Consider the following 16,070-nt stretch of genomic DNA (forward strand, 5'->3'; position numbering starts at 1 on the left):
TTACTACCCTTGAGAGTATTGTGCAGGTTCCAAGCGGTAGCGCACAGCGTTTCTTAGTTTATCGTCATTCACAATTTAACAGTAAGAAAAATGGAAGAACAATATTGGCTAACTCAAGGAGTGAGCTTTGACTGAGCAGGAGAGCATTGTCCGTTATTGGCATGCTGTTGAGTTACTGCAGCCGCAATCCGCCCCCAAGGTAAAAAGACGCAGCAATCACTACAGTGCGTATATTCACGATTTGCGAATTGGGGAGGTTATCCCGCCATGGTCGGCAGCAAGTATCGTTTCAAGACAGTATTTGCCCAAGCGACGTGTTTGGAGTCATACGCTCTTTGCCCATCTCTATGACAGTCGGAAGGTTGCTGAACAGTTAAAAAAGGCTTTTGGCGCTGACCAAGGCTATCGAGAACCGCAGTCTCGAGAATCGGCGCTGTTCGCTGCGAAGTTCACCATGGAGGGGCAGTTCGTCAATGACAGTTTCGTCCTCTCCAGCGAGGCATGGTTTCTGGGGCGTGTGTTGGCGGGGAAGGATTGGACCCATGGTTTCGACGATGATCAAAGGGCTCTAGGCGATAAGGCCAAAGAGTTATTAGAGGGTAGAGTATCCGGCGACGCGCTGCGTGAATTGACCCTCTGGACTCTCCAATATCTCGGTCTAGCGGGTTTCTTTCGTGACATTGATCTCCAAGTCTTCCGTTTTCGTTCCCAGCCCGTTAATCCCAATAAGTTAGAACCGGAAGATGATCCACTTAATAGCTTCTTGCTAGACGATCTTGCCACAGTCGCCAGCAGCATAGCTAACGACGTGAAAAGCGAACCGCTGAATCACTATTTGCGCCAACACGATTCGCGGCAGCGTTTGCATGTAGACGATGACCGCTTATCACTGTCACTGATCAACCGCCTTATGCCAGATGCCTATGCTGTGAGCTGCTGGCCTTCGGAGCGACATCTGGGACTGGTGCACTCCCAACAACTAGCCGTCAATACGATCCTGGGAACCCTTGGCAATGCCCAAGGACTACTAGGAATCAACGGCCCCCCTGGCACCGGGAAGACGACACTGCTCCGCGACTTGATTGCTGCAATTGTGACCGACCGAGCCGATGCGCTCTCCAAGCTGAAACGTGCCTCCGATGGCTTCATCGGTAACGGGCGCGAAGAAGCCAACGACGGAGGTAAACAACATGCTTGCTTCAAACTCAATCAGGCGTTGTATGGCTTTGAGATCGTAGTGGCGTCGTCCAATAATGGCGCAGTTGAAAATGTCACGCTCGAGTTACCCCAGCGCGACAAGATCGACGAAAGCTGGCTGCCTGAGGCGGAGTATTTTGCCGAGCTGGGCGAACTGGTGAGCGGGAAACCCGCGTGGGGATTGATTGCCGGTGCGCTGGGCAGCAAGGCGCGGCGAACTAAGTTCGTGGAGCGCTACTTCTACGGTCAGCGCCCGTTCGGTAGCGACGACAAGGCGGCCCCTGAAGCCGAAGATGAGGCTGAGTTAGACGATGAATTTGGCGATGCTTTGAACGCGTTTCTTTCCACGCCCTCCACGGCGGAGGAGAATCCTGGTACAAAGGAGGACCTCGCCGAGGCACCGGCAGACAAGGAGGAAGGGCCGAAAGGCTTTCTCGGATGGCTCAATGTATGCGCTGAGGTCAACAAGACACGCTCTCCGGAACAACGCCAAGAGGTGTGGCAGCTTGCCGTCGCCGATTACGAAGCCTCTAAAATAGAGGAGCACAAGGCACGTGCCGTTGCCATCCGTATTCGCGAGTTGATCCAAGCCCTCTGCAAGACAAAACAGCAGGTTACGGATCAATCTGAATCGCTACGCGCTATGGAAATGGAACTAGCCGATGCGGTCAATCAACTCTCTCGCCTGGATGCTGAGGAGAGCCGTCCTGCCAGCATTGCGCTCAAGCACTGCTTGGATGAACTTGAGGAACATCAAGCGCGCAAGCCAGGATTCTGGGTAAAAGTTTTCAGTTTGTGGGGCGCGAAGCGAGACTGGGATGCCAAACGGAAATGGCTCGAAGGCCAGCACGACTTGGCCAAATCCGAGTTCAGCCGGATAGCGCGCCTCACCAAGCAATTGGATGCCACGCGAGAGAGTCTGGAAAAGCAGATTACCGATACGCAACGTGGGCTTCAGCGCTTGCGCGATCAATGCCAAGCACATATACAAGCTGCTATCGACGTGGCAAGGGACGGCCAAGCCGATCACCTGCTTACCTGGCTGCAAGACGGCGCTATCGGTCGCGGTGGTGCCATCGAGCTGGCCGAACCTTGGTGTATTGAGGGATGGCGCCAAGCACGCGCTCGCGTCTTCATTCAGGCACTCAAACTTCATCGGGTGTTTTTTGAGTTGGAGGCATCCCGCATGCGCTCCAACCTGTTCCTTATCAATGGAATGTTGACGGGCACGCGCTACCAAGGCCCTTCGCGTGATGCTATTCGTTCGGCCTGGGCCTCGCTATTCATGGTCGTGCCGGTATTGAGTAGCACCTTTGCGTCGTTTGCGCGCTCATTCGGCTCGTTGGGAGCTAGCGAGATTGGCTGGCTGCTGGTGGACGAGGCAGGCCAGGCTGCCCCCCAAGCGGCGGTCGGTGCGTTATGGCGATCTAGGCGTGCATTGTTGGTGGGCGATCCCCTGCAACTCAAGCCGATCGTCACCGTCTCCGACGCAGTGCTCGAACACATGCGCACGCGCTACCAGGTCGATACCCATTGGCTCCCCAATCGACAATCCGCACAGACCTTGGCCGATGAAGCCACCCGTTGGGGACGTATGGCGGGTCCGGCCGATGGCAAAACCTGGGTAGGGTTGCCGCTGGTAGTTCACCGCCGTTGCGACAAGCCTATGCACGCGCTCGCCAACCGCATCGCTTATGACGGAGCGATGGTATACGGAACGTTTGCACCTCGCCCCGACAAGGAAACGCCTGCCAGCCTCCCAACAGGATGGATTCAAGCGAGCGGAACGTCGCAAGGCAACTGGGTGCCCGCCGAAGGCAAAGCCCTGCAGGAGCTGCTTTCACTGCTACATGAGGATGGCGTGGAGGCTAACGACATTGCGGTTATCACGCCCTTCAAAACCGTCCAAGAGAATCTCAAGCGCATGCTTCGCAACAAGATGGTGTTCGGCACGATCCATACCATGCAAGGCAAGGAGGCATCCGTCGTTATCGTGGTGTTAGGCGGTAATACGGTGAGTCCAGCTGCCCGAGACTGGGTTGTATCGGAACCGAATCTCCTGAACGTAGCGGCAACACGTGCCAAACGGCGCTTATATGTGATTGGTGATAGAGAAGACTGGAGGAATCGGGCTTTGTTCTCTGATGTCATGGACATACTGCCATTGCAGACAGTCCTGGAGCAAGAGTAGATGAATACGCCGTTTGTTCTGTATCCTCAAATTTGGCTCGATGAAGCCGGTCTGAGGTGCACTTGGGCCGTTGCTCGAGAGTACCTCTATACACACTAATAGTTTTTTACTGAACAAGGGAAACATAGGTATGCAACTCTTCAAGCGCATAGCTGCCTCGTTTTTGACTAGGCGTACACGGCACCTACATGACTTGAGTGATTGGGTGCTTGCTCCCCTTGGCACCATCGCGTTCTTGATTGCCGGGTACTGGACAATGGCGGTGACTGAAGTTTTGCCGGACTTGGTTACCACTACGAATCAAACCGGATTGACCTGGATTGGCGTAGCAGCATTTACGTTCCTTGGCGGCCAGGGTTTGACAATTTGGTTCTACGGCTGCTTGGCGGCGCGTTGCCATAGTATTTTATTCGATCGTCATTTCCGTTGAGGCTAAACCCTCAGACAAGCTACTTCTAGTGTTAAAAGCTATCTAAAATGGGAGGCCTCGCAGGCCACTCCCACAGGAGCTGCAAGTCATGCACCGCTCTTGACGGAGATATGATAAAGGAAACAGTAAGATCTTATATCCACCTGCACCAGAGCTTCCCTGAGCCGCAAAATGATGGCCTCTTTGGCGCGCCTTGGACATGGGTTGCTGATGGCCTTGCTGTAAGACCAAATTACCAGCCGTTACTTAATCGCATTGCGGGTCGGAGCGATGTACTGCGCTCCATGGACTGCCCACTCTGTAAGTTAAATCTTGGCCATAACTCACCTACTGAGAAGGACCGTTTCAGAAGCATCGGGAGTTTAGCACACCGAGGCAGGATCAAATTTCAGAGATAAGCTGGTTGGTCTAGTTAGATTTCAAAACAGCCGCTTTGCGCACAGGCTGTGTGAAAACCATTCCATAATCCAAATTTGACACTTCAAATATGATATTTGACTACACTTAGCAGCGAGCCAGCCAAGGTATCGCTGATATGTCATGCCATATTCAAGGACAGGATCGATCCCAAGTCACCTTGTTCCCCGAAGCTCTTGATGACTTCGTAACGGAAGATAACCCGATCAGAGTCATTGATGCTTTTGTGGATCAACTCGACCTACATAGTCTTGGATTCCTGAGAACAAAAGCGAAGTCTACCGGTCGCCCCGGCTACCACCCAGCTACACTGCTGAAGCTATATATCTACGGATACCTGAACCGCATTCAGTCATCACGTAGGCTTGAGCGAGAAGCTCATCGCAATGTTGAGCTGATGTGGTTGATGGAGCGACTGACTCCGGATTTCAAAACTATTGCCGACTTCCGAAAAGATAACGGCAAGGGTATCAAGAACGCATGTCGGACCTTCATCGAATTGTGTCGAAGCATGAATATGTTTTCCGAGGCCGTGGTCGCCATCGACGGCAGTAAATTCAAAGCGGTTAACAGTAAACAGAACAATTACACACCACAGAAAGTACGAGCGCATATCGAACGCTTCGAAAAGCACATCGAACAATATCTTGCTCAACTCGACCAAGCTGATGCCGCAGATTTTCACCGGGAAGACGAAGTCACAGTCGCTCAGAAGATTTCATGGATGAAACAGCGCATCTCTGAACTAAGGATCATCGAAGACCAAGTCAATCGACACCCAGAAAAACAGGTTTCAACGACAGACCCAGATTCTCGTCTACTGAAGACTAAAGGTATGACTCGGCAGGTGTGTTACAACGTTCAAAGTGCTGTTGATACCAAGCATCACCTCATCGTCGCCCATGAGGTCACGAATACCAATGACCGAGGCCAGCTCACCCATGTGGCTAGGCTGGCCCAATCGGCTTTTGCCAACGATGAAATTACAGTGATTGCCGACAAAGGTTATTACAGCCGCCAGATATCAAAGAGGCTCAGGATACGGGCGTCACTGCCCTGGTTCCCAAAGGGGATACTTCCGGGTCAGAGAAAAATGGCTTTTTCAACAAGTCGTTATTCCGCTATGAACAGGAACGGGATCTCTATACCTGCCCGGCAGGCCAGGAACTACAGTATCGTTTCGAGTCCCTTGAAAAGGGACAGGCTTTGAAAGTGTATTTCAACGGCGCAGCGTGCAGGGACTGTTCGATCCGGGCCAAGTGCACACGCTCAAAGAAAGAGCCGCGGAAGATGCGTCGCTGGGTCCATGAAGATGAAATGGAGGACATGGAGCGACGGCTACAAGCGGCACCTGACACCATGTTGATACGAAAGAGTACTGTTGAGCACCCCTTCGGCACCATCAAGGCCTGGATGGGAGCGACCCACTTCCTGACCAGACGATTTAAAAATGTCAGCACAGAGATGGGGCTGCACGTGCTCGCGTATAATCTGAAGCGAATGCTCTCCATAACGGGACCGAAAAACTTGTTGAGAGCGCTGAAAGAATAGCCGTTTCAGCGGCTTTTCCTCGCCGCCGCCGTCTGTATAAGCGACGGGAGGCCCCTGGATGCCATCTAACAGAACAGGATCGATGCGAGCGGCATGTCATCTGCCATATGAGACCGCAACTATCGCGTCACACCGGCACCACCAGTCACTCGCAGACGTGTTGTTTTCACACAGCCTGCGCACAAAGCGGACATTAGGCGGAACCTACCAGCCTCTCCTTACATCATGGATGACTGTGGACAAGCTGCTCTGATTTCTTGTGATTCCATACAGTATATTGATGGTTAAGTGGACTGAGTGCTTATTTTGTCACTAAGCTGTCCTCATTTGTGACTGGCACCACGAGGGAAAATCGTTCAGCATCAGAGATGTATGAGTTGGCTTAACGTTAGGTAAAAGCGTACTGTTTTTGGTTTCGTCGCTGCGCTCCGGCGCTGGCTACCATCAGCGTTATGCCTTCCCTATCTAATCGGGTCGTAACGGCCCAAGCAAGGATGAAAATCTGGAGATGGAAGTGAGCAATCGCGGTTCTGAATGGCACAGGTGGGAGCCCCATATCCACGCGCCTGGCACTATCCTAAACAATCAGTTCGGTGTATCTGAACCTTGGAGTTCCTACCTCTCGACGCTAGAAACCTTGACGCCGAAGATCGAGGCGGTCGCGGTCACTGACTACTATGTTACCGACACATATGAGGAACTCCTTCAGCATAAGGACGCAGGCCGATTGCCCGATGTGTCGCTAATCTTCCCTAACATCGAGCTGCGCCTCGATGTGGCAGCGAAAACAGGCTTCGTGAACGTCCATTTGTTGGTAAGCCCTGAAGACCCTGAACACCTCTCTGAAGTGAAGCGCATCCTGAAGCGCCTTCAATTCCATGCTTTTGGTGATCGCTTTGACTGCACGCGCGAGGAACTAATACAACTGGGCAAGCGTGCAGATACGACCATCACTGACGACGGCGCTGCGCTCCGACATGGCGCCACACAGTTCAAAGTCAACTTCGATCAATTGCGAAAGGTTATCGCTGAGAGCGAATGGGCGAAAAAGAACATTTTGATCGCTGTTGCCGGTGGCTCCAGCGACGGCACTTCTGGCGTCCGTCAGGCTGCGGACGCGACTGTGCGCCAGGAGATAGAGAAATTCGCCCACATCATCTTTTCGAGCAGCCCCGCACAACGTGAATTCTGGATCGGCCAACGGAACCTCAGCATCGAAGAACTGAGCTCGCGTTATGACGGGTGCAAGCCGTGCCTCCATGGCAGCGATTCCCACGACCAGAAGTCCGTAGGGCAGCCAGTCGAAAACCGCTTCACGTGGATCAAGGGTGCACTGACATTCGACGCCCTACGGCAGGCCTGCATCGACCCGGAAGGCCGGGCCTATGTCGGCGAGAAACCACCAAGCTCGGCCATGCCATCGCAGGTCATCTCGTATGTACACATTGAGGGCGCGGATTGGGCGGTCTCGCCCGATATTCCGCTCAATCCAGGTCTAGTGGCTATTATTGGCCCGCGGGGATCGGGTAAGACGGCTCTGGCCGATGTGATCGCCGCCGGTTGCGATGCAATAACTCCAGCTGGCTGGGAGGCTGACGAGAACGTCAGCCCATCGTTCCTTGCACGCGCACGCAAACTGATTGGGGACGCCTCAGTGACACTGACTTGGGGCGGTGGTGCGACGGAGAGGCGTGCTCTTGATGGCAGTGACGCGAATGGCCATATGTCGTTCCCTCGTGCGAGATATCTCTCTCAGCAATTCGTCGAGGAGCTATGCTCGGCTAAGGGTGTCTCCGATGGTCTCGTTGATGAGATCGAGCGCGTTATCTTCGATTCCCACTCGCAGGACGACCGCGAGTGGGCGCTTAATTTCAACGAACTCCGCGAGCAACGGACCGCTCGCTTCCAGCAAGCCCGCGAGCGAGAGGCGGATGCGATCGCCGACATCTCCGACCGCATTGCTACCGAGCTAGAGAAAGAGAGCATCGTGGCCAACCTGAGCAAGCAGGTTGAGCAAAAGAAGAAGCTGAGCGCCGGCTATACCGCTGACCAAGCTAAGCTGGTAGTCAAGGGTACCGAAGCACAGGTCGCAAGGCACACCCAGCTCAGCGAGGCGGCGCAGAAGCTAAGGAACAAGATACAAGCGTACAACAATCAGCGCCGAACCTTTGTAGCTTTACAGGACGAAGTTCGCAGTATGCGCGCCACCGGCGCGCCTGAAATGCTCCGTCAGATCCAAGCGCGACATAACAACAGTGGCCTAGATGCCAACCAATGGGATGAGTTCCTGCTGATCTACAAGGGCGATGTCGACAAGATCCTCACGGACTACACCGCATGGGCCGACCGCAAGCTTCGCAAACTAAGCGGTGCTCCGCCAGCGCCCGGCGATCCAAATGTTGCCCTGATTGCTGATGACGAAGATCTTGCGATGCTTTCGCTTGCTCCGATCGAAGCAGAAATGGCACGACTCGAGGCGCTGTTCGGCGCAGACAAGGTAGTTCGTGAGCAATACGCAGCGCTTACAAAGCGGATTGCACAAGAGAACTCGGCACTTCAGACCTTGGAAGAACGGCTCACTGACGCCAAGGGCGCAGCAGCGCGACGGAAGGACCTGCAGGCAGAACGCGACGACACCTATGGCCGCGTGTTCGAGGCCATCATAAACGAGCAAGACACACTAGCTAGCCTGTATACACCGCTCATGGAGCGCCTTTCTTCATCATCGGGTACGCTTAAGAAGCTGAGTTTTTCAGTCCGCAGAATTGCCGATGTTGAGACTTGGGGTGCTCTTGCCGAAGAGGAGCTCCTCGACCGACGCAAGGCGGGGCCATTTTACGGGCGCGGCTCATTGATCGCGGCCGCAACGGATGCGCTCAAACCTGCATGGGAAAAGGGCTCTGCCGCTGATGTTCAGGCTGCCATGACGACCTTTATGGGAAAATACCTGAAGGATCTTTTATCGCACGCGCCTTTTTCCCCGACGCAGCAAACTGAATTCCGCGCGTGGTCGAAGCGGTTCGCACATTGGCTTTTCGGAACCGAACACATCACCGTCCGCTACGAGATTTCCTACGACGGTGTCGACATCCGCAAGTTGTCGCCAGGAACGCGGGGGATCGTCCTACTACTGCTCTACCTTGCGCTCGACGATTCCGACGACCGACCGTTGATTATCGATCAGCCAGAGGAAAATCTAGATCCAAAGTCGGTCTTCGACGAGCTGGTGGCGCTGTTCATCGCAGCGAAGGCGAAACGCCAAGTGATAATGGTGACACACAACGCCAATCTCGTGATCAACACCGACGCGGATCAGATCATCGTTGCCGAAGCTGGACCACATCTTTCAGGTGGTCTGCCACCGATCAGCTATGTAGCGGGTGGGCTAGAGGACGTTGCGATCCGCAGGGTGGTTTGCGACATTCTTGAAGGTGGTGAAGCTGCTTTCCGGGAACGGGCGAGGCGGCTTCGCGTCCGACTCGATCGATAGGTTGGACTATGTGGGCATAGTCACCTTACAGTCAGTGGCTGTGTAAAAAACGGCTACACCGCGACCGACTTTCCGCCGCTGCACGGATACAGTGGTGCCACAAAGCGCACATAGCGGACCTTAGAATGGCCGAGCTACAATTTTAGCAATCGGCTACATGTGGATGCTAAACACGTTAAAACACGTCAAATCAGAAATGCTAACTTGACCCCGATGCGATAGCCAGTCTGGTTAACATTGCTTAAATAAGTAAGAATAAGGATACAAAAGCCTGAAGATATTGAGTTCGATTCCTCAAGTCGGGATGTATAGTTTAAAATCAAACGTTTAAGGCACTAGGTCTTACTAGGGGAGGCTACATTGAAAGGGAACGTACTAGGTGATATTCGGGCAGAGCAAGATCAAAATATGCTTGATACAGCTTTTTGGGAATCTGCTGATTATAAGTCTTTACTGGAGTCATATGATCGACCAATTGTAGTGGGCCGAAGAGGTACAGGAAAGAGCGCCTTAGCATATCGACTGTCAAAACATTGGAGCTCAAAGCCGAAGACATTGGCTTTATCTATCTCACCAGAAGAAGAGCAAGTTATTGGCTTGAGAGATATTTTCGAACAGTTTGGTGAAAAGTATCTTCACATAAAAGCTGGAACAAAAATGGCTTGGAGATATGCCATATACATGGAAATTCTTGTCGAGCTTGTAGGCCACTATAAATATAAAAATAATGTTGATATCAGCCAGGTTCGTGATCATTATACTTCGTGGGGTAGTAGGCGTCAGTCTATTTCTACGAAAATCAGAAAGAAGTTAAAATCAGTATTGAATGAATCTGATTCTCCTCAGTCTAGGATTGCTGATCTATCAGATAATCTTGAGCTTGATCTTTTAGAAGAGGTTCTATTAGAGGCACTAGAAAAATCTGAAGTGCAGTACGTTGTTTTTGCAGATCGTCTAGATGAAGGCTATAGCCCTGACAACCTTGGAGTAGGCATAATTGATGGTTTCATTCAAGCTGCGATAGACATTAAGTCGCGCATGAAAGAGAAGATCGTAGCTTTTGCCTTTGTACGTGACAATATATATCGCGCAATTTCCAAACTAGATCCTGACTTTACAAGAAACATTGAAGGACAAACATTGCGTCTCCATTGGGATGAGTACAATTTGTTTAACTTGGTTTGCTTTCGACTAAAATCAGCTTTCAATTGCGAGCATGAGAATAGCGTACGAATATGGAATCACTATGCTGCAAAAGAACTCAAGGGTAGAGAGGGGTTTAGGCTTGCTTTAAAGCTCACTTTGTATAGACCAAGAGATATCTTAGTTCTACTAAATGAAGCCTTTTTGAAAGCGAACTCCAATGATAGAAATCAAATAATTCTGGAAGACATTGAATATACTGCTAAGACAATATCAACAAACAGACTAAATGATCTTCATAAAGAATATGAATACATATTTCCTTCAATAGAAGAATTCACAAAGTCCTTTTATGGCTGCGCATCTGAAATTTCAGTTAGAGATGCAAAGCCTCTTATTGATAACGTGCTTTCTCAGGATCGTTTTGAACGAAGAAAACAACAAGATATTTTTATTTTTAGCGATTCTCGACAAGTACTGCAGCGCTTGTATAGCGTCGGTTTTATTGGGATTCACAATGAGCAATCAGCATCATTTGTTTTTTGCCATGACGGTAAGGACCCCGATAGAGAATTTTCAGAAGAGACCCGAATTCTAGTACATCCATGCTATTGGTTATCATTGGCAATAGGTAAGTCCGGAATTAAATTGGAGGAGGCTGAAGAAATCCATGATGAATATGAAATCGAAATTACATCAGAGTCTAAAGCGATAAGAAATAGGCGAATTGAGTCACTTGTTCAAGAGCTTCATGAGATCAAAGAGGGACGGGAAGGTGCGTATGATTTTGAATCTTGGTGCATGAATGCTATTAAGATAATATTCGCCGGAACTTTGTGTAATGTTGAAGCCCATCCAAATAAAAATGCTCTCCAGCAACGAGATATTGTTGCAACAAACTTAGAAGAAAGTAAGTTTTGGAAAAGGGTGTTTAATGATTATAAAACTAGGCAAATAATTTTTGAGATTAAGAATTACAAAGAGATCGGGGCAGTAGAGTACAGACAGTTGAATTCTTATTTAAGTAATGATTATGGTAGCTTTGCATTCATTGTTACACGTGCATTAAATAATAACCTTGAAAAAGGAAAAGAACTAAATTGGGCTCGCGAACTTTATTATGAGCATAAGAAAATCATAATTGTATTGTCTTATAAATTTATTGAGAAACATCTTAAGAAGCTTAGAAATCCTCAAAAACATGATGCGCTAGATAAGGAGCTTAACTCTCTCCTTGACACATATGTAAGAAGGTATTTCCCAAACAAGTGCAAATAGATGTTTAAAGTTGAGCATCGGTTTTTTTGAAAATCAAAAGGTCAAACGCTTATTAAATCACATCTCCCCTCCTTGCATCCTAATTCATATGGACACAATAAAAAACAGGGGGGGGGATGTAGGTTTTTGAATTTTTAGTTAAGGATTCTGACTGTGATCAGGCCCTAATTCATACATGTGGATTACGCAGTTGGGTTGAAACACTATATGTACCCCCTGTTCCAAATATCGAGACTTGTATATTGGCAGCCCTGACCGGAGTGGAACAGTTCACCTTGTGGCTCGCCACGGGATGCATAGGCGGTTGTCAGAGCCTTTTTCACTAGCGCGGTGTTTGGTGACACAGACATGGCCCAGCCAGCAGGATTGCGAGAAAACAAGTGCATCAATTGACAAAAAACATGGCGATATTTTTGCAAAGAAAATTTGTGACATGTTTTTGTGGGTAGGTGCATTGTCGGCGTACGCTCATTAGAACTCCATAAAAGTCTGCAAAGGGCCAGCGTCTGAAGTCATGGTTACACTGGCTATATAGGACAAGGACGGAGGCTTCAAGTGAGCTTTGGGAAAGTTGCAATTTATATATCTGACCGTTTGTTCTTTTACATGACTATGCGCATTTGTAACCGACAACAGGTGTGAGAATCGTCCAACATCAGAGTTATGCTCTAGGCATTGCTGGATAGTGCTTACGACAACTATGTAAAACATGAAGTTTCACGATTGAACACGTAAATGGATTTATGACGAAGTAGGTGTGATGAAGAAAATTGCAGTCATTGGCTCTAGCGGTTCGGGAAAATCTACATTTTCGGCTTTATTAGGTAAAGAATTGAATTTACCTGTTCATCATCTTGATCAGCTGTATTGGAAGCCGAATTGGGTTAAGCCTCCTAAAGAAGACTGGATAAAAGTTCAGAGCAGCATCTGTGATAGCGAATATTGGATTATCGATGGCAATTACCAGAGCACTCTCGATATAAGGCTAAAAGCCTGTGATACAGTAATATTCTTGGATGTGAATCGGTATGCCTGCATTTATCGAGTACTAAAGAGAATTATTTTTAGTAGTAAGCGTCAGTATTTAGCAGATGGTTGCAACGAGAGATTTGATATCGATTTTATTAAGTTTATCTGGGAGTATCCAGAAAAATCAAAACCTGTAATCATGGATAAACTCAAAGCACTTAAAAGCAAAAAACGTGTAATTATTGCAAAATCGGGAAAGCAAGCGCTTCGTCTTTGCAGGTAGCAATCTTCAGCACACCCTATGGTCTGCTATGGGCCAGCGCATGCCGGCCCTTTCAGCCCCCTTAAACATCAGTTTGTTCGGCCAGAACTAGAGCGTCATCCAATTCCACTCCCAAATAACGGATAGTGCTATCCAGCTTCGAATGACCGAGTAGTAGCTGGACAGCCCTCAGGTCATGCGTACGTCTGTATATCAGAGTTGGCTTGGTCCTTCTCATTGTGTGCGTCCCGTAGTCACAGACATCCAGACCAACACTTGTAACCCACTGATCGACGATGCGGGCATATTGCCGTGTAGTCAGAGGTCGGTTGGATACCACCCTACTGGGGAACAGAAAGTCGTTGCTCGTCAGCCGTTTTTGGCCGATCCAATCGCGTAGAGACTTTCGGGTCTCCTTTGTGATTTCGAACTGTACTGGCTTACCTGTTTTCTTTTGGATGATGATGGCTCTACTCTGGATCGTTGTACCGTGGCTGATATCTTTTACTTTGAGGTTCATCAAGTCACAGCCGCGCAGCTTACTATCGATCGCGAGGTTGAACATCGCCAGGTCACGCGTTTTGCCGGCAAGCTCAAGACGAATGCGAATGCCCCAAATCTCTTTAAGTTTCAGAGGGCGCTTTTGGCCCAGTAGCTTTCCCTTATTCCAAGGTGAGTTCAGATGCCCTGCATCAAGACTGTGTTCGATCATTGTTCTATCCTCTTCACACTGGGGAGGCTAAGTATTGACCAGCCCGCAGGGCTACGCCGGAGCGCAGAGCGGATTTAACCGAAGAAGCACCTACTGATTGTTAGGTGGCTGCTATCACAGAAGGGTGTGCCATCTTCGCTTTTTTGGTACACGCAGTAACATATTTGGCCATGAGCTATTGTCTTACATCAGGCGAATTTGAGATAACGTCAGTGTATTCCAACAGTCGTGTAGCTTTCACTACTGTCCTCAATAGACAAAATTCAAATATTTGTTTTATTGTGTACATTACCTACTCTGGCTTCACTGATATCATTCCAAGGCTCTTTGCTGCACCTCAAGAGAGAGTCGAGTACCTATGGAAGAGGATTGTTCATCACCATGGACGGACATCAGCCCCATATACCTCGTGTCATCTGGTTCACCGGTCTGAGCGGCAGTGGCAAAACTACGCTGGCACTTGCTCTGCAGCAACGCCTGACTGCTTTGGGAGTTCACAAAACCTACCATCTTGATGGCGACCAGCTGCGCAAGGATATCAATTCAGATTTGGGCTTTAGCCTGACCGACCGCGACGAAAACCTGCGCCGTGCCGCCCATATTGCCCGCATGTTTCTGGATGAGGGCTATTGGGTGTTGGCATCCTTTATTACGCCGCTTAACCGACAGCAGGCGATGGTAAGGGAGTTGTTACCGGAAGGGCGTTTTATAGAAGTCCATCTCAGCACGCCGCTTGAGGTGTGCCGGCTGCGCGACCCGAAACAGCTGTATGCCAAAACCGCTACCGGCGCTGTACCCCAAATGACCGGGGTGAAATCCCCCTATGAGCCACCGCTCAGGCCTGAACTCCGCCTGGATACAGCAGCGTTCAGCATTGATGCCTCTGTGCAGCACATTTTAGCTGGTATAACCGATGACTCTGATAAAAACGGACAGTTGAATAATGGATGAGAAGACACCTTTGACAACAAATAAACCGCTGAACGAATGGACACCATCTGGTCTGAAAAAATCGATCTTTAACGAGGAAGGTGAGCGCACGGATGAAATTTTTAAAGAAGCAGATCAGTCTCAGTTTCATCTATCTCCACAGTTTGATCAATGGCTAAAGGTGACAGGGGGCTTCTTTGTACTATCAACCTATCAATCCGGCTATATTATCTTTCTGGGTATGAGTGAAGAGAGTAAGGGGTATTTTATTGTTCGGGCGGTTGGGACGGCAATGGGCTTAGCTATTGTTGCCGCTCGTGACCAGGTTTGGCCTCTGCCGGGAGCATTTGCCGGGGATATTCAGGCCCATGAAAACCGTAAACCCTATTCATGCGTCCCATTTTGTATTGTTTTGGAAGGGATTTTCGCTACCAAGTAACTAACCTAGAGCTTGTGACTGAAGCGTCCGACGCCCTTAATTATATTTTTAATTTATTTATTAGATTGCCCTTATATGTCAAAAAAATTGTATTTTATTTCCGGGTTACCCCGTTCTGGCTCTACATTACTGGCCGCAATATTACGGCAGAACCCTCATTTTCATGCTGCTATGAGTAGTCCGTTAGCGGCACTGTTTTCATCATTGTTAGAGTCTATGAGCAGCCGTAATGAAGGTTCTGTGTTAATTAATGAGCAGCAACGTAAAGATGTGCTCAAAGGCGTTTTTGATAGCTTTTATGCCAGTCAGGAAGAAGCGGTTATTTTTGATACCAATCGGCAGTGGTGTGCCAAACTTCCTGCGCTAAAGCAGCTATATCCCGACGCAAAAATAATTTGCTGTGTACGTAATGTCGCTTGGGTTATGAACAGTTTCGAGAAGAGTTTTCGTAAAAACTCTCTGCAAAACAATAAGATGTTTAATAACGCTGTAGAATCGAATACGGTCTATAGTCGACTTGATACCCTCGGGCAGAGAGACCGAGTGGTGGGCTTCGCATGGTCAGCATTAAAGGAAGCCTTCTATAGTGACCACTCTTCCTCTTTATTACTGGTTGATTATGATCTTCTGGTACAGCAACCAGAAAAAACGCTTTCGCTAATTTATCATTTTATTGATGAACCTTATTTTCAACATGACTTCAATTATATCAGCTACAGTGAAACCGCTTTTGATCAAAACCTAGGTATTCCCGGGCTTCATAATGTCGAAGGTCCTGTTCGTTATCAAACGCATCAATCGGTGTTGCCGCCAGACTTATTCGAGAAATATAGCCATATGGAATTTTGGAAAGACACAACTGGCAGTCAGGCGAATATCATTCGAATAAAGGATAGTGATTAATAAAAAAGAGTGGTGTGTTTATGGTCGCGTTATCTATTGTTGCAGAAAAAAAGGATTTTTTATGGCGTTGTCTTCTACCTTTAATGCTCTCAATTTATATATTGAAAAATTATTATAGATGTATGCTAACAAGTTATTTATTATGACTGTCTATAAAT

General features: G+C 48.9%; 9 protein-coding genes and 1 pseudogene. 9 read left to right on the plus strand and 1 reads right to left on the minus strand.

Going from position 1 to position 16,070, the window contains the following annotated elements; all coding sequences use genetic code 11:
• The first annotated feature begins 127 nt into the window (after positions 1 to 127).
• From BW956_RS20780 to BW956_RS20810, 6 genes and pseudogenes are all read left to right on the plus strand, one after another.
• Positions 128 to 3,388 (plus strand): AAA domain-containing protein, encoded by a 3,261-nt coding sequence (locus tag BW956_RS20780; RefSeq protein ID WP_076466127.1) that lies wholly within the window; start codon positions 128 to 130, stop codon positions 3,386 to 3,388.
• Positions 3,389 to 3,518: 130 nt separating this feature from the next.
• Entirely contained in the window at positions 3,519 to 3,818 is a 300-nt protein-coding gene (locus BW956_RS20785; RefSeq protein ID WP_076466130.1) for a hypothetical protein, read from the plus strand.
• A gap of 535 nt (positions 3,819 to 4,353) precedes the next feature.
• Positions 4,354 to 5,786 (plus strand): annotated as a pseudogene (locus BW956_RS20790) (IS1182 family transposase).
• Positions 5,787 to 6,300: 514 nt separating this feature from the next.
• Positions 6,301 to 9,276 carry a TrlF family AAA-like ATPase gene (locus tag BW956_RS20795; protein ID WP_076466182.1) on the plus strand — a complete coding sequence of 992 codons (2,976 nt, stop codon included), beginning with the start codon at positions 6,301 to 6,303 and terminating at the stop codon, positions 9,274 to 9,276.
• A 360-nt stretch (positions 9,277 to 9,636) separates the two neighbouring features.
• The gene (locus BW956_RS22680; protein WP_076466132.1) at positions 9,637 to 11,697 is read left to right on the plus strand and encodes a P-loop ATPase, Sll1717 family; all 2,061 of its coding nucleotides are present in this window, start codon (positions 9,637 to 9,639) and stop codon (positions 11,695 to 11,697) included.
• A 757-nt stretch (positions 11,698 to 12,454) separates the two neighbouring features.
• Positions 12,455 to 12,949 (plus strand): P-loop NTPase family protein, encoded by a 495-nt coding sequence (locus BW956_RS20810; protein ID WP_217695157.1) that lies wholly within the window; start codon positions 12,455 to 12,457, stop codon positions 12,947 to 12,949.
• A 61-nt stretch (positions 12,950 to 13,010) separates the two neighbouring features.
• Here BW956_RS20810 and BW956_RS20815 read toward each other — a convergent pair whose 3' ends face one another.
• Positions 13,011 to 13,640 carry a tyrosine-type recombinase/integrase gene (locus BW956_RS20815; protein WP_076466138.1) on the minus strand — a complete coding sequence of 210 codons (630 nt, stop codon included), beginning with the start codon at positions 13,638 to 13,640 and terminating at the stop codon, positions 13,011 to 13,013.
• 381 nt (positions 13,641 to 14,021) lie between these two features.
• Here BW956_RS20815 and cysC point away from each other — a divergent pair, with 381 nt between their 5' ends.
• From cysC to BW956_RS20830, 3 genes are all read left to right on the plus strand, one after another.
• Positions 14,022 to 14,591, plus strand: a complete 570-nt coding sequence (cysC, locus tag BW956_RS20820) for an adenylyl-sulfate kinase (RefSeq protein ID WP_076466185.1) — start codon at positions 14,022 to 14,024, stop codon at positions 14,589 to 14,591.
• Positions 14,584 to 15,009, plus strand: a complete 426-nt coding sequence (locus BW956_RS20825; protein WP_076466141.1) for a hypothetical protein — start codon at positions 14,584 to 14,586, stop codon at positions 15,007 to 15,009. The genes cysC and BW956_RS20825 overlap by 8 nt, the downstream gene beginning before the upstream one ends.
• A gap of 75 nt (positions 15,010 to 15,084) precedes the next feature.
• Entirely contained in the window at positions 15,085 to 15,912 is an 828-nt protein-coding gene (locus BW956_RS20830) for a sulfotransferase family protein (protein ID WP_076466143.1), read from the plus strand.
• Positions 15,913 to 16,070 lie beyond the last annotated feature (158 nt).

Source organism: Marinobacterium stanieri (assembly GCF_900155945.1).
Taxonomy (GTDB): domain Bacteria; phylum Pseudomonadota; class Gammaproteobacteria; order Pseudomonadales; family Balneatricaceae; genus Marinobacterium; species Marinobacterium stanieri.

Coding starts and splice junctions, on each gene's coding strand:
- BW956_RS20785 (WP_076466130.1), top strand. CDS start 3,519: ATGCAACTCTTCAAGCGCATAGCTGCCTCGTTTTTGACTAGGCGTACA.
- BW956_RS20815 (WP_076466138.1), bottom strand. CDS start 13,640: ATGATCGAACACAGTCTTGATGCAGGGCATCTGAACTCACCTTGGAAT.
- cysC (WP_076466185.1), top strand. CDS start 14,022: ATGGACGGACATCAGCCCCATATACCTCGTGTCATCTGGTTCACCGGT.
- BW956_RS20825 (WP_076466141.1), top strand. CDS start 14,584: ATGGATGAGAAGACACCTTTGACAACAAATAAACCGCTGAACGAATGG.
- BW956_RS20830 (WP_076466143.1), top strand. CDS start 15,085: ATGTCAAAAAAATTGTATTTTATTTCCGGGTTACCCCGTTCTGGCTCT.